The following is a 20364-nucleotide window of genomic DNA, read 5'->3' on the forward strand; positions in this document are numbered from 1 at the left end:
GGGCCCGGAGGCCGGTGCCGCCGGAGGGCGGGGAGGGGGTTCTCGGGGCCGGGGACGCGGGTGGGGGCGGCTGGTGCGTCGGGGTGGGGGGCGACGCGGATTCCGGTGCCATGGCCGAACCTTCCGGGGCGGTCGCGCCGCCGGGCACCGTGCTCCCCCCGCTGGTCACCGTGACCGTCGTGCCGTCGGTCTCCCGGCCCGCCGCCACGGTGACCGAAGCGCCCGGCGCGTGCCGGGCCGCGTTGGTGAGCGCCTCGCGGACCACCCGGTACAGCACCCGTTCGGCGACGCCGCCCGGCTCCGGCGTGGCGCGGACCGCCTCGTCCCACCGCACGGGCAGCCCCGACTCGGCGGCGCGGGCGACGAGTTGCTCGACGGTCTCCCCCGGCGGGCTCAGGGACACCGGCTCGTCCTCCTCCCGCAGGACGCCGATGATGCGGTGCAGCCGGTCGGTGGCGTCGGAGGCGGCCGCGCGCAGGTCGGCGGCGGCGCCGCGGTGGTGGTCCGGGAGGTCCGGGGCGACCTGGAGGGCGCCCGCCCGCAGCGCGATGAGGCTCAGCTCGTGGCCCAGGGAGTCGTGCATGTCCTGGGCGATCCTGGCCCGCTCGCGCAGCCGGGCCCGTTCCTCGGCGATGCGCTGCTCGCCCTCCAGCCGCGCGGCCCGGCTCCAGCCGGCCTCGGTCAGCCGACGGCTCTGCCGCCAGTAGCGTCCGGCGAGCCAGGGGAAGACGCACCCGAACAGCAACGTGCCCATCAGGACCGCCCATTCCGGCGCCGGGTCGACCCCGAGGAGCGTGATCCGCACCGTACCGAGACAGCCGACGGCCCCGAAGAGGACGGCCACCGCTCGCACGCCGTCCGCGCGCAGACCGAGCAGCAGCGCGAAGACGCCGAGCGCGGGGCCGTAGGACACGGTGAACAGGGCGGGGGCGGCGGCCAGACTCAGTACGGCCGCCAGAGCGAACGCCGCGGGCGGGTGCCGTCGGGCCACGGCGACCGCGGCGGCGAGCACGGCGAGCCCGGTCGCCTGCTGCCATCCGGCACGCGGCTCGTTCATCCCGAGGCGGTCGGCCGTGAGCGCGGGGAGCACGAGGGCGGCCCAGAGCAGACAGGCCCGCCATATGCGAGGACGTTCCATCCGCCAGACGCTACAAGCGGGGGACGGGGCGCCGCTGCTGCCGATCGTCAGGTGCGGTGCGCCCTTCACGCCGGTCCAGGCAATTCAGCCCGTCCGGCGTTTGAGGAGAAGGCCCCTTCAGGGCGGAAGCGGGGGTCTGGGGGCCGCGGGCCGCCAGGAACCGCAACCCACCACACACCCGCAGCCGCAGCCGCATAACGCACCGCCACCCGCCACCTACCGACCCCGCCGCCACCGGCATGGCAGGATCGGAAAGGCCATGACTGCGCCCACAAAGCCCTCACCCGACACGCCCGCCGACATCAACACCCTCTCCGGCTCCGCCCTCGGGGAGAACCTGCACAGCCCCGTGATCGACTGGTTCGACGAGAACGCCCGCGACCTCCCCTGGCGGCGCCCCGAGGCCGGCCCCTGGGGCGTGATGGTCAGTGAGTTCATGCTCCAGCAGACACCGGTGAGCCGGGTCCTGCCCGTCTACGAGCAGTGGCTCGCGCGCTGGCCCCGCCCCGCCGACCTGGCCAAGGAGGCCCCCGGCGAAGCCGTCCGGGCCTGGGGCCGGCTCGGCTACCCGCGCCGTGCGCTGCGGCTGCACGGCGCCGCCGTCGCCATAGCGGAACGGCACGGCGGTGACGTACCGACCGATCACGCCCAACTGCTCGCGCTGCCCGGCATCGGCGAGTACACGGCCGCGGCGGTCGCCTCCTTCGCCTACGGTCAGCGCCATCCCGTCCTGGACACCAACGTCCGCCGGGTCCTGGCCCGTGCCGTCACCGGCGTGCAGTACCCGCCGAACGCCACGACCGCCGCCGAACGCAAGCTCGCCCGCGCCCTGCTTCCCGAGGAGGAGCGCACCGCCGCCCGGTGGGCCGCGGCCTCCATGGAACTCGGCGCGCTGGTGTGCACCGCGAAGAACGAGTCCTGCCACCGCTGCCCGATCACCGCGCAGTGCGCCTGGCGGCTCGCGGGCAAGCCGGAGCACGAGGGCCCGCCGCGGCGCGGTCAGACGTACGCCGGTACGGACCGTCAAGTGCGCGGCAAGCTGCTCGCCGTCCTGCGCGAGGCCCATGTGCCCGTGCCGCAGGCAGCCCTGGACCGGGTGTGGCACGAGCCGGTGCAGCGGGCCCGTGCCCTGGACGGCCTCGTCGCGGACGGTCTGGTGGAGCCGCTGCCGGGCGGAATGTACCGGCTGCCACAGGGCTGACGCTCAGGCACATCACAGTTCGTAGGGCCTCTGAAACATCAGAGGCACACCCGATTCACGGAACAAATCGGACAAACCGCACCAAACACCCCTCAACTCTCTTGTCGTTTTACCCCTTTCCTTCTTCCGTTACACAACCGACGGACAGCCGAGCGCTGGCCGCAGGCTGCTTCGGACAGCCCCGTGACAACGCCTCCGTAGCTTCATTGCCGTACCCCACAGACGGGGACGGCTACGAATCACAGGCAGTGACACCGACGGCGAACGAGCCGGCCGGGAACGGGGAATCGGGAGGCGGTCAACATGGCGCAGGGAGAGGTGCTCGAGTTCGAGGAGTACGTCCGCACCCGGCAGGACGCGCTGCTGCGCAGCGCCCGCCGGCTGGTCCCGGACCCGGTGGATGCCCAGGACCTGCTCCAGACCGCGCTGGTACGGACGTACCACCGCTGGGACGGCATAGCGGACAAGCGGCTCGCCGACGCCTACCTGCGCCGCGTGATGATCAACACGCGGACCGAGTGGTGGCGGGCGCGGAAGCTGGAGGAGGTGCCGACCGAGCAGCTCCCGGACGCCTGCGTCGACGACTCCACCGAGCAGCACGCGGACCGTGCCCTGCTGATGGACATCATGAAGGTTCTGGCACCGAAGCAGCGCAGCGTCGTGGTGCTGCGACACTGGGAGCAGATGTCCACGGAGGAGACGGCCGCCGCCCTCGGCATGTCGGCCGGAACGGTCAAGAGCACGCTGCACCGGGCGCTCGCCCGGCTCCGCGAGGAGCTGGAGAGCCGCGATCTGGACGCACGCGCGCTGGAGCGTGAGGAGCGGGAGCGTTGCGCGGCCTAGGCACGACGACGGGCGGCACCGGGCACACGGACAGGGGTGACAGGGGCACGGACACGGACGGGGACTCCGAGTCCGCGCACCTGGGCTCCCACCCACTGGGGCCCGCGCAGGTCCGGGGGAGCTTGCAGGCGGCGTTCACGGCGGTGGCCGTGGTCGTCGCCCTCGCCCTTTTCACCTCGGCCTGCGCCACCGGCGGCACCGGCGCCCGTGACGAGGGGCCGGCCCACGCCGACGCGGTGAGCGGCCCGGACGCCTCGCCGTCGTTCGCTCCGACGCCCACCGCCTCGGCTCCGGCCTCGAAGGTCCCGGACCGGACGGAGGCCGTCCACCTGGTCAAGGCGGACCCCGCGGTCTCGACGGACGTCAAGCGCGCGCTGAAGCCGTGCGTGTCGGACGACTATCCCGTCGACGTGTCGTACGGCGATCTGACCGGCGGGCGGGTGGACGACATCGTGGTCAACGTCCTGTCCTGCGGCGACGCGGTCAGTGTCGCCTCGTATGTGTACCGGGAGCAGGACGGCGCGTACCACAATGTGTTCAAGACCGAGGAGCCTCCCGTCTACGCGGAGATCGACCGCGGCTATCTGGTCGTGACGAAGCAGGTGTATGCCAAGGATGACGCGCTGTCGAACCCGTCCAGCGAGGACGTGCTGTCGTACCGGTGGGTCACCGATCGCTTCGTCCAGCGCTACGACACGCACACCGACTACGGCACGCTCGGCGGCGACGAGGAGTCGGCGGCCCCCGACGGCTGACCGCTCCCCCATGGACATGTCCGACACACCCCCAGCAGAACACGAGGACTGAGAGCACCGGGATGGCAGACCAGACCCACGTCCTGTTCGTCGAGGACGACGACGTCATCCGCGAGGCCACCCAGCTCGCCCTGGAGCGGGACGGCTTCGCGGTCACCGCCATGCCCGACGGGGTGTCGGGCCTGGAGGCGTTCCGGACGAACCGGCCGGACATCGCGCTGCTCGACGTCATGGTCCCCGGCATGGACGGCGTCAGTCTGTGCCGCCGTATCCGCGACGAGTCGACCGTGCCGGTGATCATGCTGTCGGCGCGCGCGGACTCGATCGACGTGGTGCTGGGCCTGGAGGCGGGCGCGGACGACTATGTGACCAAGCCGTTCGACGGTGCCGTGCTGGTCGCGCGGATCCGTGCGGTGCTGCGCCGGTTCGGACACGCCAGCGGCGGCGACCGCGGCGTGGACGAGGCCGAGGCGGCCGCCACCGGCGGGGTGCTGGCCTTCGGGGACCTGGAGGTCGACACCGAGGGCATGGAGGTGCGCCGGGGCGGGCAGCCGGTCGGTCTCACACCGACCGAGATGCGGCTGCTGCTGGAGTTCTCCTCGGCGCCGGGCACGGTGCTGTCGCGGGACAAGCTGCTGGAACGCGTGTGGGACTACGGCTGGGGCGGGGACACCCGGGTCGTCGACGTCCATGTGCAGCGACTGCGGCAGAAGATCGGCCAGGACCGGATCGAGACGGTCCGTGGCTTCGGCTACAAGTTGAAGGCCTGAGCGGGGCGGCATGCGGGGGATGTTCAGACGCGCGGCTCCGTCCGGGATGGCCCGTGCCGCGGGCCTGACGGACCCGGCCGACGTGAGCGATGCCACGGCCGGCGCCGCTGTCGCGGGCCGAGTGGCAGGGATCCGTACGGCGGCGGGTACGGGCGGTGACATGGGTGGCCGTAGGGGCACGGGCGGCCTCGGCACGAGTGGTCGCAGCGGCCTGCGCACACGCGGGCACTGGGGCAGCCGGGTGGCGATCCGCACCGGCCTGCGGTGGAAGCTGAGCGCGGCCATCGCACTGGTCGGCGCGCTGGTGGCGGTCGTGCTGAGCCTGGTCGTGCACAACGCGGCCCGGGTCTCGATGCTGGACAACGCGCGCGACCTCGCCGACGAGCGGATCCAGATCGCCCAGCGCAACTTCGAGCAGTCCAAGCGGCTGAACTTCCCGAACGCCACGATCGACGACCCGGAGCTGCCGGAGGCGCTGCGGGTGAAGGTCGAGGAGGGCCGGCGGGCCACCTATGTGACGGACTCGCCGAACGGCAACCCCGACATCTGGGCGGCCGTGCCGCTCAGCAACGGGCGGGTGATGTCGCTGCACACCGGGTTCACCGACCGCAGCGAGGACATCCTCAAGGACCTGGATCAGGCCCTGATCATCGGCTCCATCGCGGTGGTCCTCGGCGGCAGCGCGCTGGGTGTGCTCGTCGGCGGGCAGCTGTCGCGCCGGCTGCGCAAGGCGGCGGTCGCGGCGCACCAGATGGCGAGCGGGGAGCCGGACGTCCGGGTGCGGGACGCCATCGGGGGTGTCGTACGGGACGAGACCGACGATCTCGCGAGCGCGGTGGACGCCATGGCGGACGCGCTCCAGCAGCGGCTGGAGGCGGAGCGGCGGGTGACGGCGGACATCGCGCACGAACTGCGTACGCCGGTGACGGGGCTGCTGACGGCGGCGGAACTCCTTCCGCCCGGCCGGCCCACGGAACTGGTCCTTGACCGGGCCAAGGCCATGCGCACCCTCGTCGAGGACGTCCTGGAGGTGGCCCGTCTGGACAGCGCCTCGGAGCGGGCCGAGTTGCAGGACATCATGCTGGGCGATTTCGTCAGCCGACGGGTCGCGGCGAAGGATCCCGCCGTCGAGGTGCGGGTCGTCCATGAGTCGGCGGTCACCACCGACCCGCGGCGGCTGGAGCGGGTGCTGTTCAACCTGCTGGCGAACGCCGCGCGGCACGGCAGGCCGCCGATCGAGGTCACGGTCGAGGGCCGGGTCATCCGGGTCCGCGACCACGGTCCCGGTTTCCCCGAGGCCCTGCTCGCCGAGGGCCCGAGCCGCTTCCGCACGGGCAGCACCGACCGCTCGGGCCACGGACACGGCCTCGGCCTGACGATCGCGGCAGGTCAGGCCCGGGTCCTCGGGGCCCGCCTCACCTTCCGCAACGTACGCCCGGCGGGCGCCGCGGACCACGTCCCGGCCGAGGGCGCGGTGGCCGTCCTCTGGCTCCCGGAGCACGCGCCGACGGCCACGGGCAGCTACCCGATGCTGCCCTAGCATCTTCAGCCCGTCCGGCGTTTGAGGACGAGGCCGAAGGGCCGACAGCGGGGTCCGGGGCGGCAGCCCCAGCGGGGTCGAAGGGGCGGAGCTCCTTCAGCGGACGGGACGGGCAGGGGCGGCGGGGGCGAAACAAAAGGCGGGGCCCCGGGCAGAACACCACCCGACGACCCCGCCCTCACCGCCCGCTCAGACGGCTTCCACCATCGGGACCTTCGCCGCGTCCCCAGCATCGTCCCCCTTGGGCCCCGCCCCCTTCAGCGGCACCTCCTTCACGAACACAGCCGCGACCAACGCCACCACAGCCACCGCAGCCCCCAGCAGAAACGCCGAATGCGTGCCCGCGGACACCGCATGCTGATACGCCTCCCGCGCAGCCACCGGCAACTGCGCCAAGCTCGCCGCGTCCAGCTGCGCCGACTGCTCGGTCACCTTCGCCCCCAGTGCCCCGCCACGCTCGGCCATGACGTCCTGCACCCGGCTGTTGAACAAGGCCCCCATGATCGCGACGCCGAAAGAGGACCCGAGCGTACGGAAGAGCGTGCTGGACGAGGACGCGACCCCCATGTCCTTCATCTCGACGCTGTTCTGCGCGACCAGCATGGTGATCTGCATCAGACAACCCATACCGAACCCGACCACCGCCATGTACACCCCGGACGTGAGCCGGCTCGTGTCGGTGTCCATCAGCGACAGCAGATACAGCCCGAGGACCATCAGCACACTGCCGACCAACGGGAACACCTTGTACCGGCCGGTGTTCGTGGTCACCCGTCCCGCGACCATCGAGGTGACGAGCATCGCCCCGAGCATCGGCAGCAACAGCAGCCCGGAGTTCGTGGCGGAAGCCCCCTGCACCGACTGCTGGTACAGCGGCAGGAACAGCGTCGCCCCGAACATCACGAACCCGGTGATGAACCCGATCACGGACATCAGCGTGAAGTTCCGGCTGCGGAAGATGTGCAACGGAACCACCGGCTCCGCCGCCTTGGTCTGCCAGAACACGAACCCGACGAGCGCCGCGACCCCGATCCCGATGAGCTCCATGATCCGCGCGGACGTCCACGCGTACTCCGTACCGCCCCACGTGGTGACCAGCACGATCGCGGTGATGCCCACCGTCAGCAGGGCCGCACCCAGATAGTCGATCCGCGCCTGCGCCCGCTTCTTCGGCAGATGCAGCACGACACTGATCGCGGCGAGCGACACGACGCCGAGCGGCAGGTTGATGTAGAACGCCCAGCGCCAGCCCCAGTGATCGGTGATGGTGCCACCGACCAGCGGCCCGGCGATCATCGCGAGCGCCATCACGCCGGCCATCATGCCCTGGTACTTGCCGCGCTCCCGTGGCGGAATCAGATCACCGATGATCGCCATGACGCCGACCATGAGACCTCCGGCGCCGAGCCCCTGCACGGCCCGGAACGCGATCAGCTGCCCCATGTCCTGGGCCATGCCGCTGAGCACGGACCCGATCAGGAACAGCACGATGGACGCCATGAAGACGCCCTTGCGGCCGTACATGTCACCGAGCTTGCCCCACAGTGGAGTGGAGGCCGCGGTCGCCAGGGTGTAGGCCGTCACGACCCAGGACAGATGCTCCAGGCCGCCCAGCTCGCCCACGATCGTCGGCATCGCGGTACCGACGATCATGTTGTCGAGCATGGCGAGCATCATCGTGATCATCAGCGCGAGCAGGACGACCCGTACGTTCTTCGGCTGTTTCACGCCGCCGGACGCATCCGCCCCCGGCCCGGCTGTCTGTGTCTCCGCCATCGCTCCCACTCCCCCGGCCGCTCCCCGGCCACTTGTCTGGCACTTACTTGCCGCCCGGCTAGTTGTCTACACTCACGGAAGGTAGATGCGTAACTAGCCGGGCGTCAAGTAAGTTTTATGGAAAGCCAAGAGGCACGAGGATGGGCGGCACCATGGACGGCACCAAGCAGCGGCGCCGCGGGAACACCCGCCAGCGCATCCAGGACGTAGCCCTCGAACTCTTCGCCGAGCAGGGCTACGAGAAGACCTCCCTGCGCGAGATCGCCGAGCGCCTGGAGGTCACGAAGGCGGCCCTGTACTACCACTTCAAGACCAAGGAAGAGATCATCGTCAGCCTCTTCGAGGACCTGACGAAGCCGATCGAGGACCTGATCGAGTGGGGTAAGCGCCAGCCGCACTCCCTCGAGACGAAGCAGGAGATCGTACGGCGCTACAGCCAGGCCCTGATCGACGCGGAACCGCTGTTCCGCTTCATGCAGGAGAACCAGGCGACGGTCCGCGAACTGAGCATCGGTGAGATGTTCAAGAACCGCATGCTCGGCATGCGCGACATCGTCATCGACCCGGACGCCGACCTGGTCGACCAGGTGCGCTGCATCAGCGCCCTGTTCACGATGCACGCCGGGATGTTCGTGATGAAGGACGTCGAAGGCGACCCCGAGGAGAAGCGCAAGGCCATCCTGGAGGTCGCCACCGACCTGATCACCCAGGCGCACAAGGGCGCCTGAACGACTCAGGGACTCAGAGACTCAGATCTTCAGACCGTTGGCCCGCAGGAACGCCACCGGGTCGACGGCGGAGCCGTAGTTGGCGGTCTTACGGATCTCGAAGTGCAGGTGCGGACCGCTGGAGTTTCCGGTGTTGCCGGACCGGGCTATGTGCTGACCGGTCTTGACGACCTGGCCGACCTTCACGTCGATGCGCGACAGGTGGGCGTACTGGGAGTACGTGCCGTTGCCGTGCTTGATGACGATGGCGTTGCCGTACGCGGGGCCGTCACCGGCGCCGTTGCCGCCGGCCTTGGCGACCGTGCCGCCGTGCGCGGCCATGACGTCGGTACCGCTCGGGACGGCGAAGTCCTGACCGCTGTGGGTGGACTGCCACATACCGCCGGCCTGCGCGAAGCTGGCGGACTTCGTGTACTTCTTCACCGGGCTGACCCAGGACGCGGCCTTCTTCGCGGCGGCGCTCTGCGCCTGCACCGCGGTGGCGGCACCGGGGGCGGAGGTCATCTCGGCGGCGACCGCGCCTCCGGCGCCCAGCACGACCGAGGCCCCCAGGCCGGCGGCCAGCACAGCGGCACGGGTGCGGAAGGTGGACGTACGGGACGAACGGAAGGAGAAGCGCGGGGACATGCGAAACCTCATGGGGAAGACGACAGAGAGAACCACCCGACGCACAGGCATTCGTGCATTCGCCGGATGGCCATCCCTTGGTAACCCCGACCCCGCCGCTGACCAAAACCCTCCATCTACGACGGAAGCTAGTACTCCCCCGTAAAAATCACTGCATATTGACAGAGCGGCCATTCCGGACGAACCAGCATGGATACCGAAACCTGCGGATGACTTCGGAGTGAAAAGTCCCTTTTCTCCCCGTCCCCGTTTCCACTATTCCCACTAGTAACGGACAAATCGCCTGTGCGGCATGTCACCGCTGAGCGCAATCACAAGACCCCGGAATGTGACGGGGGCTACGCCGCCGCTCCGCCACTGAAGCCGCGCAACGAGAAGCGGTCCCCTGGCGCCATGTGACGCACGCCTCTAGCGACTTACCGCTCAGTAACCCTATCTTTCCCCTCACGCCATCCCCACCCACGAACATGCACGCGACAACAACACAGCGCACGTGACGTGAGAGGACCCCCACATGACGCTTCGCCGCCCCTGGACGCGCCGGATAACGGTCGGCACCGTCTCCGCGGCCGCCCTCGTGGCCCTCGCGGTTCCCGCCGAGGCCGCGACGACGGCCACCGCGACGAGCACCTCCACCGCCACCACCACAGCCGCCAAGGCGTCCTCGGCGGATGTCGACTACGACACCTGGCAGAAGGACTGCCGGGCGGTCATGGACCAGGCGCTGCCCTATCTGAAGCAGCGGATCGCCAACACCAGGCCGGGTGAGAAGCAGGCGATCGTCTTCGACATCGACAACACCACCCTGGAGACGGACTTCGGCTTCAGCTACCCGCAGCCGGCCAACGGCCCGGTCCTGGAGGCCGCCAAGTACGCCCAGGAGCACGGCGTCGCCCTGTTCTTCGTCACCGCCCGCCCCGGGATCATCTACTCGGTGACCGACTACAACCTCAAGCACGCCGGCTACCAGGTCTCCGGCCTGTACGTGCGCAACTTCCTCGACCTGTTCAAGAACGTCGCCGAGTACAAGACGGCCCAGCGCGTCGCCATCGAGAACAAGGGCTACACGATCATCGCGAACATCGGCAACAGCGCCACCGACCTGTCGGGCGGCCACGCCGAGAAGACGTACAAACTCCCGGACTACGACGGCCAGTTGTCCTGATCCACGAGCGCTGGATCCGCTTGGGTCAGAGCGTGTACGCGCACGTCGTGGGGCCGGTACCTTCGGGTACCGGCCCCATCACGCATTCCGGCAGGAAGAGGATCCATGAGCGCTGCGGACGAGTCACGCATCGAACTCGCGGACGCCGTACAGACCATCCGCGACGAACTGCTGACCGCCACCCGGCGCTCCGCGGGACAGGACGTCGTCTTCGAGCTCGGCGACATCCAGATGGAGTTCACGGTGGAGATCCGTAAGGAGGTCAAGGTGGGCGCGAGAGTAAAAGCCTGGGTGGTCGACGCGGGCGCGGACGGCGCGAGGGCCGACAGCCGTACCCACAAGATCTCCTTCACTTTGCGCGCCCAGGACGCCCGCACCGGCGCTCCCCTGAAGGTCGGCAACGAGACCGAGGGAAGCATCCGGGCCTTCGGCCGGGGCACCCCCGCGTCGCGGTGATGCTGCGCTCGGCGGTCGAGCGATCCGTGGTCGTGCTGGCCGGATCGCAGGGCAGCGGAATCATGCTGTCGCCCCGGCTGGTACTGACCAGCGCCCACGTGCTGCGCGACAAGGAGTGGATCCGCACGGTCCACCCCGAGAGCGAACAGCCCCTGCCCAGCCGGGCGGTGTGGCAGGACGAGGAGAGCGACGTGGCTCTCCTTCTCACCGGCGAGGAGCTGGTGGATCCGGAGCGGTGGGCACTGGCCAGGCTACGGTGGGGCGTCGTCGGGTCGCCCGATCCGCTCCCCGGCTGCCAGGTCGTCGGGTTCCCCGCCGTCCAACGCTACGGTCCGGACGGCCAGTTGGAGTACGACCAGCTCACCGGCACGGTCCTGCCGATGGCGGGACGGCTCAGATCGATGCTGGTCTGCGAGTTCGACCGGGCCCCGGTCGCCGCCCCGAGGCCGGGCGAATCACCGTTCGCGGGACTGTCCGGTGCCCCGGTGTTCGCCGGCTCCGTGCTGATCGGTGTGGTCACCCAGGTGCCGGAGGGCCGGGACCATCGCCGCATCGAAGCGGTCCCGGTACAACGCATTCTGGAGGCGCATGGCTTCCCCCAGCATGTGATGGGTGCCGAGCCGGGCCATGTGCCCCCGGTGCTCGAGAACGTCGTATCCGGTCATCACCTTGAGGACGAAAGGTTCGAGCGGCACTACGCACGGGCTCTGAAGACCCGGTACCGCAAGATCGAGATCTTCGGGATCGACGAACTGGGCACGACCGAGACCAACTGGGACCTCGACACCGCGTATCTGAGTCTGGAGGCCCTCTCCGTCTCGGAGGCGAGGGACGACGCACCGGTGTCCAAGACCGTCTCAGCACCCCGCCGGATCAACGACCTGCTCGCCGACCGGCCGCGGGCGGTACTGCGCGGGGAGGCCGGCGCGGGCAAGACCACGCTGGTGTGGTGGCTCGCCTCCCACGCCGCCTGTGGTGCCCTCGACCACGAACTCGCCGAGCTGAACGGCCTGGTTCCCTTCGTCATCCCCATGCGCAGCCTGCTCGCCCGGACGATGGCCTTCCCCAAGCCACACGAGTTGGCCGCGGTCGCCGAGTTGCAGATCGACGAGATCCCCGAGGGCTGGGCCCGACGCGTCCTGGAGGCCGGGCGGGCTCTGCTCCTGGTCGACGGCATGGACGAGGTGCCGCCCGCGGACCGGGAGGAGGCCCGCCACCGCCTCGCCGACCTCCTGGCGATGTATCCGCACAACCGCTGCCTGGTCACCGTACGGCCCCTGGCAGTGGCCGCCGACTGGCTCGCCGCCGAGAACTTCGAGGAGTTACGGCTGCTGCCCATGCGGGACGAGGACGTCCTGGCCTTCTCGAAGGCCTGGCATGCCGCCGCCCGCCTGGAGTGCGCGGGCTTCCGCGACCCGCATCGGGCCGCCGCCGAGGACGAGAACCTCCATGCCCTGGAACTGGCCCTGGAACGGGAACTGGGCCACAATCCGACCCTGCTGAACCTGTCCCGTACTCCGCTGCTGGCCGCCGTGGTCTGTGCGCTGCACCGCCGCCGCCGCGGCTTTCTGCCCGAGACTCGCTGGTCGCTGTACAACGCGGCGCTGACCATGCTGCTGGGCAGCCGGGACATCCTGCGCCGGGTCGCGGCGCCCGAGGGCATCACCCTGGGGGTCGAGGAGCACCAGCAGTTACTCCAGCGGATCGCGGCCTGGCTGGCCCGCAGCGGCTACGCGGAGTTCAACCACGAACAGGCACGGCATCAGATAGAGCTGGCCATGCGGGGCATGCCCCAGGTGCACCGTCAGGGCTCCGCCGAGGCCGTACTGACCCATCTCCTCAACCGCAGTGGTCTGCTGCAAGAACGCAACGACACGGCCATCCAGTTCATCCACCGCACCTTCCAGGACTATCTGGCGGCGAAGGAGCTCCAGGAGAGCGACGGTCTGGGGGAACTGCTGAGCCACGCGACCGACGAGGAGTGGCAGGACATCATCCTGCTGGCCGTGGGCCACTGCCACCGGGGCGAGGTGCGCAGGCTGATCGAGGCGATGATCGCCAAGGGTGACGAGTGCGCGGATCTCCGCACCCGTGGCGACATCCACGTGCTCGCCGCGCGGTGCGCTCTCAGCGCGGTGGTACTGGAGGAGGAGATACGGGAGCAGATCGCGGACCGCATCCGGGCGCTGATACCACCGCCCGACGACACCGCTGCCGCCAAGCTGACGTCTCTGGGCTCCTACGTCCTTTCCCTGGTCCCGGGTCCGGAGGGGCTCACCGACCGGGAGGCGAGGGCGGTCGTCCAGGTGATCCGGGACGTAGGCGGCCTTGCATCCCTGCCGCTGCTACGGCGCTTCGCCGGGCACCCGTCCCGCGAGGTCCGCGGAGTTCTCCTCACCGCCTGGCCTCGTCATCCAGCCGAGGAGTACGCGCGTGAGGTCCTCTCACATGTGCCGCTGCACGACGCCCAGGTCATCGTGGTCAACCGGGCGGAGGCTGCGGCGCTGCGGTACTGCGTGCCGCTCGGCCACGTGATGATCGACATGCCCATCAGCGGCACGGATCTGGCAAAGCTGCTGCCTGAGCAAGGCATTCATGCCCTGACTCTGATCGGCAACTCCCTGCTCGGCGACCTTTCCTTCGCTCGCAAGCTGTCCGGGCTGACCGCCTTGGCCCTTACTCTCTGCCCCAGGGTCCGGAGTTTCTCAGCGTTGGAAGGACTGCCTCTCACCTCACTGCGCCTGGAGCTCAACGAGATCGAGAAGTCCGAACTGGGCTCTCTCCAGCGACTCGACCGGCTGACCGACCTGTCCCTGGACGGGACGCTGTTCGACAGCAGCATCCCGCTGCCCTCAGGGCACCCGACCGTCGAGCGGCTCCAGGTGAGTAGTCCGACGAAGATGATGATCAACGACCTGTCCCAGTGGCCGGCACTGCGCGAACTGGCCGTCCACGGCGACTGCCACGCGCATTCCCTCCTGCTCGCGGCCTCGCGGGCCCCGTCGCTGAGCAGTCTGGAGTTCTCCATCACCTCACTCCACCTGCCCCGCCAGATCGTGCCGCCGGCCGTCGACAAGGACGGACGGCTACGACGCCGCCCCCGCGAGCTCGAACCCCTGCCGACGATCCGCAGCCTGACGCTGCGGGAGGTGAGCCGGGGCGGATCCACGAGGGATCTCGCGCGGGTGTTCCCCAACCTCACCTTCCTCGCCCTGGAGTACACGGAGGACACCACCCTCGATCTGACCCCGCTGCGCCACCATGCCGGGCTGTCGATCGTCGTCAACGGCCGAAAGGTGCAGCCGGAGGAGCTCTCCTAGCGTTGGACATAGCGAAAGGGGCCGGTGCTCGAAAGCACCGGCCCCTTCAGCTGTTGACGCTTACGCGTCCTTGCTCAGGTTCGGGCCGCCCGAAGGACCGGCCGCCTGCTCGATCGGCGGGACGTCCGGCAGCGCCGACTTCTCCTCGCCGCGGAAGGTGAAGGTCTTGGTCTCACCCTCGCCCTCGGTGTCCACGACCACGATGTGACCGGGGCGCAGCTCGCCGAAGAGGATCTTCTCCGACAGGGAGTCCTCGATCTCGCGCTGGATGGTGCGGCGCAGCGGCCGGGCGCCCAGCACGGGGTCGTAACCCTTCTTGGACAGCAGTTCCTTGGCGGACTGGGAGAGCTCGATGCCCATGTCCCGGTCCTTCAGGCGCTCGTCCACCTTGCCGATCATCAGGTCGACGATCCGCAGGATGTCGTCCTGGGTCAGCTGCGGGAAGACCACCACGTCGTCGACGCGGTTGAGGAACTCGGGGCGGAAGTGCTGCTTGAGCTCGTCCGACACCTTGTTCTTCATGCGCTCGTAGTTGGTCTTCGTGTCACCCGAGGCCGCGAAGCCCAGGTTGAAGCCCTTGGAGATGTCCCGGGTGCCGAGGTTGGTCGTCATGATGATGACCGTGTTCTTGAAGTCCACGACCCGGCCCTGGGAGTCGGTCAGGCGACCGTCCTCCAGGATCTGCAACAGCGAGTTGAAGATGTCCGGGTGGGCCTTCTCCACCTCGTCGAAGAGGACGACGGAGAACGGCTTGCGGCGGACCTTCTCGGTCAGCTGGCCACCCTCTTCGTAGCCCACGTAGCCGGGGGGCGAACCAAAGAGACGCGAGACCGTGTGCTTCTCGCTGAACTCCGACATGTCGAGGGAGATCAGCGCGTCCTCGTCACCGAAGAGGAACTCGGCGAGCGCCTTGGACAGCTCGGTCTTACCGACACCGGACGGGCCGGCGAAGATGAACGAACCACCCGGACGCTTCGGGTCCTTCAGACCGGCACGCGTACGGCGGATCGCCTTCGACAGCGCCTTGACGGCGTCGTTCTGGCCGATGACCCGCTTGTGGAGTTCGTCCTCCATGCGGAGCAGGCGGGACGACTCCTCCTCCGTGAGCTTGAAGACCGGGATGCCGGTGGCGGTCGCGAGGACCTCGGCGATCAGCTCGCCGTCGACCTCGGCGACGACGTCCATGTCGCCGGCCTTCCACTCCTTCTCCCGCTTGGCCTTGGCGGCCAGGAGCTGCTTCTCCTTGTCGCGGAGGGAGGCGGCCTTCTCGAAGTCCTGCGAGTCGATCGCGGACTCCTTGTCGCGGCGCACGCCCGCGATCTTCTCGTCGAACTCGCGCAGGTCCGGCGGCGCGGTCATCCGGCGGATGCGCATCCGGGAACCGGCCTCGTCGATCAGGTCGATCGCCTTGTCCGGCAGGAAGCGGTCCGAGATGTACCGGTCGGCCAGGGTGGCGGCCTGGACCAGCGCCTCGTCGGTGATGGAGACGCGGTGGTGGGCCTCGTACCGGTCGCGCAGACCCTTGAGGATCTCGATCGTGTGCGGCAGGGACGGCTCGGCGACCTGGATGGGCTGGAAGCGGCGCTCGAGGGCCGCGTCCTTCTCCAGGTGCTTGCGGTACTCGTCCAGCGTGGTCGCACCGATGGTCTGGAGCTCACCGCGGGCCAGCATCGGCTTCAGGATCGAAGCGGCGTCGATGGCGCCCTCGGCGGCACCCGCACCGACCAGCGTGTGGAGCTCGTCGATGAACAGGATGATGTCGCCGCGGGTGCGGATCTCCTTGAGCACCTTCTTCAGGCGCTCCTCGAAGTCACCGCGGTAGCGGGAGCCGGCGACCAGCGCGCCGAGGTCCAGGGTGTAGAGGTGCTTGTCCTTGAGGGTCTCGGGCACCTCGCCCTTGACGATGGCCTGGGCGAGACCCTCCACGACGGCGGTCTTGCCGACGCCGGGCTCACCGATCAGGACCGGGTTGTTCTTGGTACGGCGGGACAGCACCTGCATGACCCGCTCGATCTCCTTCTCGCGCCCGATGACCGGGTCGAGCTTGGACTCACGAGCGGCCTGGGTGAGGTTCCGGCCGAACTGGTCGAGGACCAGGGACGTCGAGGGGGTGCCCTCGGCAGGCCCGCCGGCGGTGGCGGTCTCCTTGCCCTGGTAACCGGAGAGCAGCTGGATGACCTGCTGCCGCACCCGGTTGAGATCTGCGCCCAGCTTGACCAGGACCTGGGCGGCGACGCCCTCGCCCTCACGGATCAGGCCGAGCAGGATGTGCTCCGTGCCGATGTAGTTGTGGCCCAGCTGAAGGGCCTCGCGGAGCGACAGCTCCAGGACCTTCTTGGCACGGGGGGTGAAGGGGATGTGCCCGGACGGGGCCTGCTGCCCCTGCCCGATGATCTCCTCCACCTGCTGGCGGACCGCCTCGAGCGAAATCCCGAGGCTCTCAAGGGCCTTGGCGGCGACACCCTCACCCTCGTGGATCAGGCCCAGGAGGATGTGCTCGGTGCCGATGTAGTTGTGGTTGAGCATCCGGGCTTCTTCCTGAGCCAGGACGACAACCCGCCGCGCGCGGTCGGTGAACCTCTCGAACATCGTTAATCGCTCCTCAGAGCGGTCAGGCAGTGGGGGGAACTTCCCCTCCCTGTCCTTCCGCAGCTTAGTCCCGCAAGCGGGGACCGCTCATTCCAACTGCCGACACCGTTGATGGCCTCCTGACCCGTGACGCCGACATCTGCTCCAACCCGATGGTGCGAGACGATGTTCCCGCAGGCCAGGTGGTTACCCTCACCATCAGTACGCCGATGGCGAACGTGAGACCCACTGTCCTGCGTGTCGCCCCCTCCCACTAGGGATGTCTTACCCGCTGGGACTGACACTCCATGCCGCGCCCCCCGGTTCCCTCCGCTACGGGCGAACAACCTTGCGCCACCCCACACCCCCGCACGCCCCCGCTTTCGACACTCAGCGCATTCACTTGAACACTAAGCGTAACCCGTACGCCTTTTCGGTGGTTTCGCTTGGCATGGCTGGCATGCGCCCCGCGACTCTCACGGACTCCGCCACGATCCCCCTCCCCCGTCGGCCGCTCGATCCGAGCGCTCAGGTCCGCCGGTGGTACGAGAACGAACTGGGCTGGCCGGTGGTGCCCGGAGCACCCGGGACACCCGGATCCCCGCCGCTGCTTCGCGTGGGTCCGTGCTTCGACGTCCTGGACGTACCGGCCGAGGCGGGCCGCGCGGCACTGCGCCATCTGACGGCGCAATCGCCGGTGGCCGTCCAGGGCGACCGGATGCGGCTGCTCCTGGCCGCGGGCAGCGCGCAGGAGGTGCCGGGGGTGCTGGACTGGCTGGAGTGGGGCGCACTGCCCCTGGACCTGACGGCACTCGGTGAGGGCGGCCTCATGGAAGCACCCCTGCCACCCGGGCAGCGGCCGCTGTCGGCCGTAGTGCGCCCTGTCGATCCGGCGCCCAGGGGGGCGGAACCGCAATGGCGTGCCGGTCTGCCGGGGCCCCGGGGGGTCCGGTCGCTCCCCCAGGACCGGTCCGCTTCAGTACAGGGGGCCGCCATGTGGCTGCGACCCCCCGAGCCCGGGGGCGAGGTCGAGGCCTCGCTGCCGACGCTGTCGGCCCTGGGGGGCGGTGGGGGCGGTGGGGGCGCCCCCGACCTCGTGAGGGTTCTGGACACGGTGGCAACGCGGTGCCACCGAATGTGGCTGCGACGCGCATGCGCCCAGTCGTCGGCCTGTCCGTAGATCAGGCGTTGGCCTTCTCGTACGCCTCGCGAATGGTCGCCGGGACGCGGCCACGGTCGTTGACCTCGTAACCGTTCTCCTTGGCCCACGCGCGGATCTGCGCGGTGTCCTGGCTGCCACCGGAAGCGGCGCGCGCCTTTCCGCGCCCACCCGAAGCACGACCTCCGGTACGACGGCCGCCCTTCACGTAAGGGTCGAGAAGGCCGCGGAGCTTGTCCGCATTGGCAGTCGTGAGATCGATCTCGTACGTCTTGCCGTCCAGCGCGAACGTCACGGTCTCGTCCGCCTCGCCGCCGTCGAGGTCGTCGACAAGAAGGACCTGAACCTTCTGTGCCACCGGATTTCCTTTCATCGATAACTTGAGGGCCGGGGGTCTGCGGCGTCCGCCGTTTCGCCGTCCCCTGTTATATGCAGTACTGCAGTACGTCGGAAAGCAAACCGCTTTTCCTGGAAAAACACAAACCCCCGGGAGAGACCCACAGGCCGAGTGCGGTCCGGAAACATGCGCGTTTCGGACATAGGGCACCTGGGCACGGGCGGTCCGGGCGGAATACGTCTTCCGGAAGCTTGACGAAGCTTCCGGAACCCTTGACGAAGCTTGGCGAAGCTTGACGAAGGGGCGGTGAAGCTTGCGGAACGCCGTGGAACCTCGGCGATCACAGATGCAGAAGCATGCGGCTGTTGCCCAAGGTGTTCGGTTTCACTCGTTCGAGACCGAGGAACTCCGCCACGCCCTCGTCATAGGAACGCAGCAGCTCCGCGTAGACATCGGTGTCCACCGGTGTCTCGCCGATCTCGACGAAGCCGTGCTTGCCGAAGAAGTCCACTTCGAAGGTCAGACAGAAAACCCGTCGAACGCCGAGCCAGCGCGCGGTGTGCAGCAACTTCTCCAGCAACTGATGACCGACGCCGGCGCCCTTCAGCCCGGGCTTCACCGCGAGAGTGCGGACTTCCGCGAGGTCTTCCCACATCACGTGCAGCGCGCCGCAGCCGACGACCTCGCCGTTGTCGTCCCGTTCCGCGACCCAGAACTCCTGGATGTCCTCGTAAAGCGTCACCGTGGCTTTGTCGAGCAGGATGCGACGCCGGACGTACTCGTCAAGGAGACGACGCACCGCGGGGACATCGCCGGTACGGGCCCGCCGGACGGTGATGGCTTTAGCGGTGACTTCTGGACTCTCCGCCGCGGGGCTCTCGGCCGAGTGGCTCTCTGCTGACATGAGCGGACGCTATCGCCCGTCGGGCTCCTGCGCCGAGGCGGGGTTCTCCTGGGCGGTATCGCGGCGGGTATCCGGGGCGGTATCGGCGCGGGTATCCGGGGCGGCCGTATCGGTGTCGGTATCGGCGCCGCGCGTATCCGGCCTGCCCGTATCCGCGCTGCCGGTATCTGGCCTGCGGGTATCCGCGCTGCTCGTATCGGTACCGCCCGTATCGGTACGCGTAACGCCCCGTGTATCGGGCGGTTCCACGGGTTCGGGTTCGGGTGTTTCCGGGCCCTGGACGATGCGTACGGCGGCCCGCAGGGCGCGGCGCTGTTCGTCGCTCATCATGCCGAAGAAGGCGACGAGTGCGGCGGCGGGGTTGTCACTCTGGGACCAGGCGTCGTTCATCAGGGCCGCCGCGTAGGCGGCTCGCGTGGAGACCGCCTCATATCGATAGGCCCGGCCCTCCGCTTCGCGGCGTACCCAGCCCTTCTGATGGAGATTGTCCAAAACGGTCATCACCGTGGTGTACGCGATGGACCGTTCCTGCTGTAGATCTTCCAGGACTTCTCGAACGGTCACCGGGCGGTTCCACTTCCACACCCGCGTCATGACCGCGTCTTCGAGTTCTCCCAATGGGCGAGGCACAACTCAGCACAATAGTGGGAGATCCGGGTGTTGGCGTGCCGGACGGACACTTTCCCCGGAAAACAGGAACAAAAAGGGCGTACGACTCGGAAAGCGTTGCGGCTTGGAGTCGTACGCCCGGTTCGGGCTGCCGGGTCGCCTAGGCCTCCGGGTTCGGGGAGGCCTGGCGGGAGCCCTCCACGCGCGCGAGGGCGGCGTCCACGGCCGCGTCCTCCTTGGCCTTGTTGGCTCCGCCCTGGGTCTTCACGATCACCCTGATCAGACCGATGAAGAACACGGCCATGACGACCGGGGGGAGGAGTGCGGAGACGTAGTCCATGCGTCCAGGGTAGCCAGGGGGTGGGGCGCGGGGCCGTCCGGGGCTCAGCCTGCGGCGAGCTGCTGGGGCGGGGTTTCGGAGGGCGGGGTCGGTTTGCGGCGGGGGAAGACCTCGCCGGGGGTGGGGAT

At 69.1% G+C, this 20364-nt stretch carries 18 protein-coding genes; 10 read left to right on the forward strand and 8 right to left on the reverse strand.

The genetic code is table 11. The annotated features are described in order from the left end of the window. A partial coding sequence (locus KUM44_RS27000) for a sensor histidine kinase (RefSeq protein WP_254390171.1) occupies positions 1-1138 on the reverse strand: 1138 nt, incomplete at its 3' end. Between the two features lie 259 nt (positions 1139-1397). Here KUM44_RS27000 and KUM44_RS27005 point away from each other — a divergent pair. The 5 genes from KUM44_RS27005 to cseC all read left to right on the forward strand — a co-directional run bounded on the left by KUM44_RS27005 (position 1398) and on the right by cseC (position 6247). Continuing rightward, positions 1398-2339, forward strand: a complete 942-nt coding sequence (locus KUM44_RS27005) for an A/G-specific adenine glycosylase (protein WP_217211924.1) — start codon at positions 1398-1400, stop codon at positions 2337-2339. 303 nt (positions 2340-2642) lie between these two features. Further along, entirely contained in the window at positions 2643-3182 is a 540-nt protein-coding gene (locus KUM44_RS27010) for a SigE family RNA polymerase sigma factor (protein ID WP_217211926.1), read from the forward strand. 80 nt (positions 3183-3262) lie between these two features. Then, entirely contained in the window at positions 3263-3937 is a 675-nt protein-coding gene (locus KUM44_RS27015; protein ID WP_254390173.1) for a hypothetical protein, read from the forward strand. 62 nt (positions 3938-3999) lie between these two features. Continuing rightward, positions 4000-4707 (forward strand): two-component system response regulator CseB, encoded by a 708-nt coding sequence (gene cseB, locus KUM44_RS27020; RefSeq protein WP_217211928.1) that lies wholly within the window; start codon positions 4000-4002, stop codon positions 4705-4707. Positions 4708-4717: 10 nt separating this feature from the next. Then, entirely contained in the window at positions 4718-6247 is a 1530-nt protein-coding gene (cseC, locus tag KUM44_RS27025) for a two-component system sensor histidine kinase CseC (RefSeq protein WP_254390172.1), read from the forward strand. Positions 6248-6436: 189 nt separating this feature from the next. Here the strand turns inward: cseC and KUM44_RS27030 are convergent, their stop codons facing one another. Next, positions 6437-8023, reverse strand: coding sequence for an MDR family MFS transporter (locus tag KUM44_RS27030; protein WP_217211930.1), 1587 nt, complete (start codon positions 8021-8023; stop codon positions 6437-6439). Positions 8024-8163: 140 nt separating this feature from the next. Between KUM44_RS27030 and KUM44_RS27035 the strand changes: the two genes are divergently transcribed. Further along, positions 8164-8751, forward strand: a complete 588-nt coding sequence (locus KUM44_RS27035) for a TetR/AcrR family transcriptional regulator (RefSeq protein WP_217211933.1) — start codon at positions 8164-8166, stop codon at positions 8749-8751. Between the two features lie 21 nt (positions 8752-8772). Here KUM44_RS27035 and KUM44_RS27040 read toward each other — a convergent pair whose 3' ends face one another. Continuing rightward, on the reverse strand, positions 8773-9378 hold the full coding sequence (locus tag KUM44_RS27040) for a M23 family metallopeptidase (RefSeq protein ID WP_217211952.1): 606 nt from the start codon (positions 9376-9378) through the stop codon (positions 8773-8775). Between the two features lie 514 nt (positions 9379-9892). Here KUM44_RS27040 and KUM44_RS27045 point away from each other — a divergent pair. From KUM44_RS27045 to KUM44_RS27055, 3 genes are all read left to right on the forward strand, one after another. Beyond that, entirely contained in the window at positions 9893-10543 is a 651-nt protein-coding gene (locus KUM44_RS27045; protein ID WP_217211935.1) for an HAD family acid phosphatase, read from the forward strand. A 105-nt stretch (positions 10544-10648) separates the two neighbouring features. Further along, positions 10649-10999, forward strand: a complete 351-nt coding sequence (locus KUM44_RS27050) for a trypco2 family protein (RefSeq protein WP_217211937.1) — start codon at positions 10649-10651, stop codon at positions 10997-10999. Then, the gene (locus tag KUM44_RS27055) at positions 10999-14319 is read left to right on the forward strand and encodes a serine protease (protein WP_217211939.1); all 3321 of its coding nucleotides are present in this window, start codon (positions 10999-11001) and stop codon (positions 14317-14319) included. Before KUM44_RS27050 ends, KUM44_RS27055 begins: the two co-directional genes overlap by 1 nt. A 60-nt stretch (positions 14320-14379) precedes the next feature. Here the strand turns inward: KUM44_RS27055 and KUM44_RS27060 are convergent, their stop codons facing one another. Further along, a complete protein-coding gene (locus KUM44_RS27060; RefSeq protein ID WP_217211941.1) occupies positions 14380-16908 on the reverse strand; it encodes an ATP-dependent Clp protease ATP-binding subunit in 2529 nt (842 codons plus the stop codon). 430 nt (positions 16909-17338) lie between these two features. Between KUM44_RS27060 and KUM44_RS27065 the strand changes: the two genes are divergently transcribed. After that, on the forward strand, positions 17339-18067 hold the full coding sequence (locus KUM44_RS27065; RefSeq protein ID WP_217211943.1) for an SCO3374 family protein: 729 nt from the start codon (positions 17339-17341) through the stop codon (positions 18065-18067). Between the two features lies 1 nt (position 18068). Here the strand turns inward: KUM44_RS27065 and KUM44_RS27070 are convergent, their stop codons facing one another. From KUM44_RS27070 to KUM44_RS27085, 4 genes are all read right to left on the reverse strand, one after another. Further along, positions 18069-18404, reverse strand: a complete 336-nt coding sequence (locus tag KUM44_RS27070; protein ID WP_062725607.1) for an Lsr2 family protein — start codon at positions 18402-18404, stop codon at positions 18069-18071. A gap of 319 nt (positions 18405-18723) precedes the next feature. Next, positions 18724-19287 carry an amino-acid N-acetyltransferase gene (locus KUM44_RS27075; protein ID WP_217211945.1) on the reverse strand — a complete coding sequence of 188 codons (564 nt, stop codon included), beginning with the start codon at positions 19285-19287 and terminating at the stop codon, positions 18724-18726. Positions 19288-19296: 9 nt separating this feature from the next. Then, complete coding sequence (locus KUM44_RS27080) at positions 19297-19881, reverse strand: BlaI/MecI/CopY family transcriptional regulator (RefSeq protein WP_217211954.1); 585 nt, start codon at positions 19879-19881, stop codon at positions 19297-19299. A 175-nt stretch (positions 19882-20056) separates the two neighbouring features. Continuing rightward, positions 20057-20236, reverse strand: coding sequence for a hypothetical protein (locus tag KUM44_RS27085; RefSeq protein WP_217211947.1), 180 nt, complete (start codon positions 20234-20236; stop codon positions 20057-20059). Positions 20237-20364: the final 128 nt, after the last annotated feature.

Origin of the sequence: Streptomyces sp. AC550_RSS872, from assembly GCF_019049285.1 — a bacterium.
Taxonomy (GTDB): Bacteria; Actinomycetota; Actinomycetes; order Streptomycetales; family Streptomycetaceae; genus Streptomyces.

Bases quoted from the DNA above. Each gene is read 5' to 3' on its own strand.
- KUM44_RS27065 (WP_217211943.1), top strand. From the start codon at position 17,339: ATGGCTGGCATGCGCCCCGCGACTCTCACGGACTCCGCCACGATCCCC.
- KUM44_RS27010 (WP_217211926.1), top strand. From the start codon at position 2,643: ATGGCGCAGGGAGAGGTGCTCGAGTTCGAGGAGTACGTCCGCACCCGG.
- KUM44_RS27075 (WP_217211945.1), bottom strand. From the start codon at position 19,287: ATGTCAGCAGAGAGCCACTCGGCCGAGAGCCCCGCGGCGGAGAGTCCA.
- KUM44_RS27060 (WP_217211941.1), bottom strand. From the start codon at position 16,908: ATGTTCGAGAGGTTCACCGACCGCGCGCGGCGGGTTGTCGTCCTGGCT.
- KUM44_RS27035 (WP_217211933.1), top strand. From the start codon at position 8,164: ATGGGCGGCACCATGGACGGCACCAAGCAGCGGCGCCGCGGGAACACC.
- KUM44_RS27005 (WP_217211924.1), top strand. From the start codon at position 1,398: ATGACTGCGCCCACAAAGCCCTCACCCGACACGCCCGCCGACATCAAC.
- KUM44_RS27085 (WP_217211947.1), bottom strand. From the start codon at position 20,236: ATGGACTACGTCTCCGCACTCCTCCCCCCGGTCGTCATGGCCGTGTTC.
- KUM44_RS27080 (WP_217211954.1), bottom strand. From the start codon at position 19,881: ATGACGCGGGTGTGGAAGTGGAACCGCCCGGTGACCGTTCGAGAAGTC.
- KUM44_RS27030 (WP_217211930.1), bottom strand. From the start codon at position 8,023: ATGGCGGAGACACAGACAGCCGGGCCGGGGGCGGATGCGTCCGGCGGC.
- KUM44_RS27045 (WP_217211935.1), top strand. From the start codon at position 9,893: ATGACGCTTCGCCGCCCCTGGACGCGCCGGATAACGGTCGGCACCGTC.
- cseC (WP_254390172.1), top strand. From the start codon at position 4,718: ATGCGGGGGATGTTCAGACGCGCGGCTCCGTCCGGGATGGCCCGTGCC.
- KUM44_RS27055 (WP_217211939.1), top strand. From the start codon at position 10,999: ATGCTGCGCTCGGCGGTCGAGCGATCCGTGGTCGTGCTGGCCGGATCG.
- cseB (WP_217211928.1), top strand. From the start codon at position 4,000: ATGGCAGACCAGACCCACGTCCTGTTCGTCGAGGACGACGACGTCATC.
- KUM44_RS27050 (WP_217211937.1), top strand. From the start codon at position 10,649: ATGAGCGCTGCGGACGAGTCACGCATCGAACTCGCGGACGCCGTACAG.
- KUM44_RS27040 (WP_217211952.1), bottom strand. From the start codon at position 9,378: ATGTCCCCGCGCTTCTCCTTCCGTTCGTCCCGTACGTCCACCTTCCGC.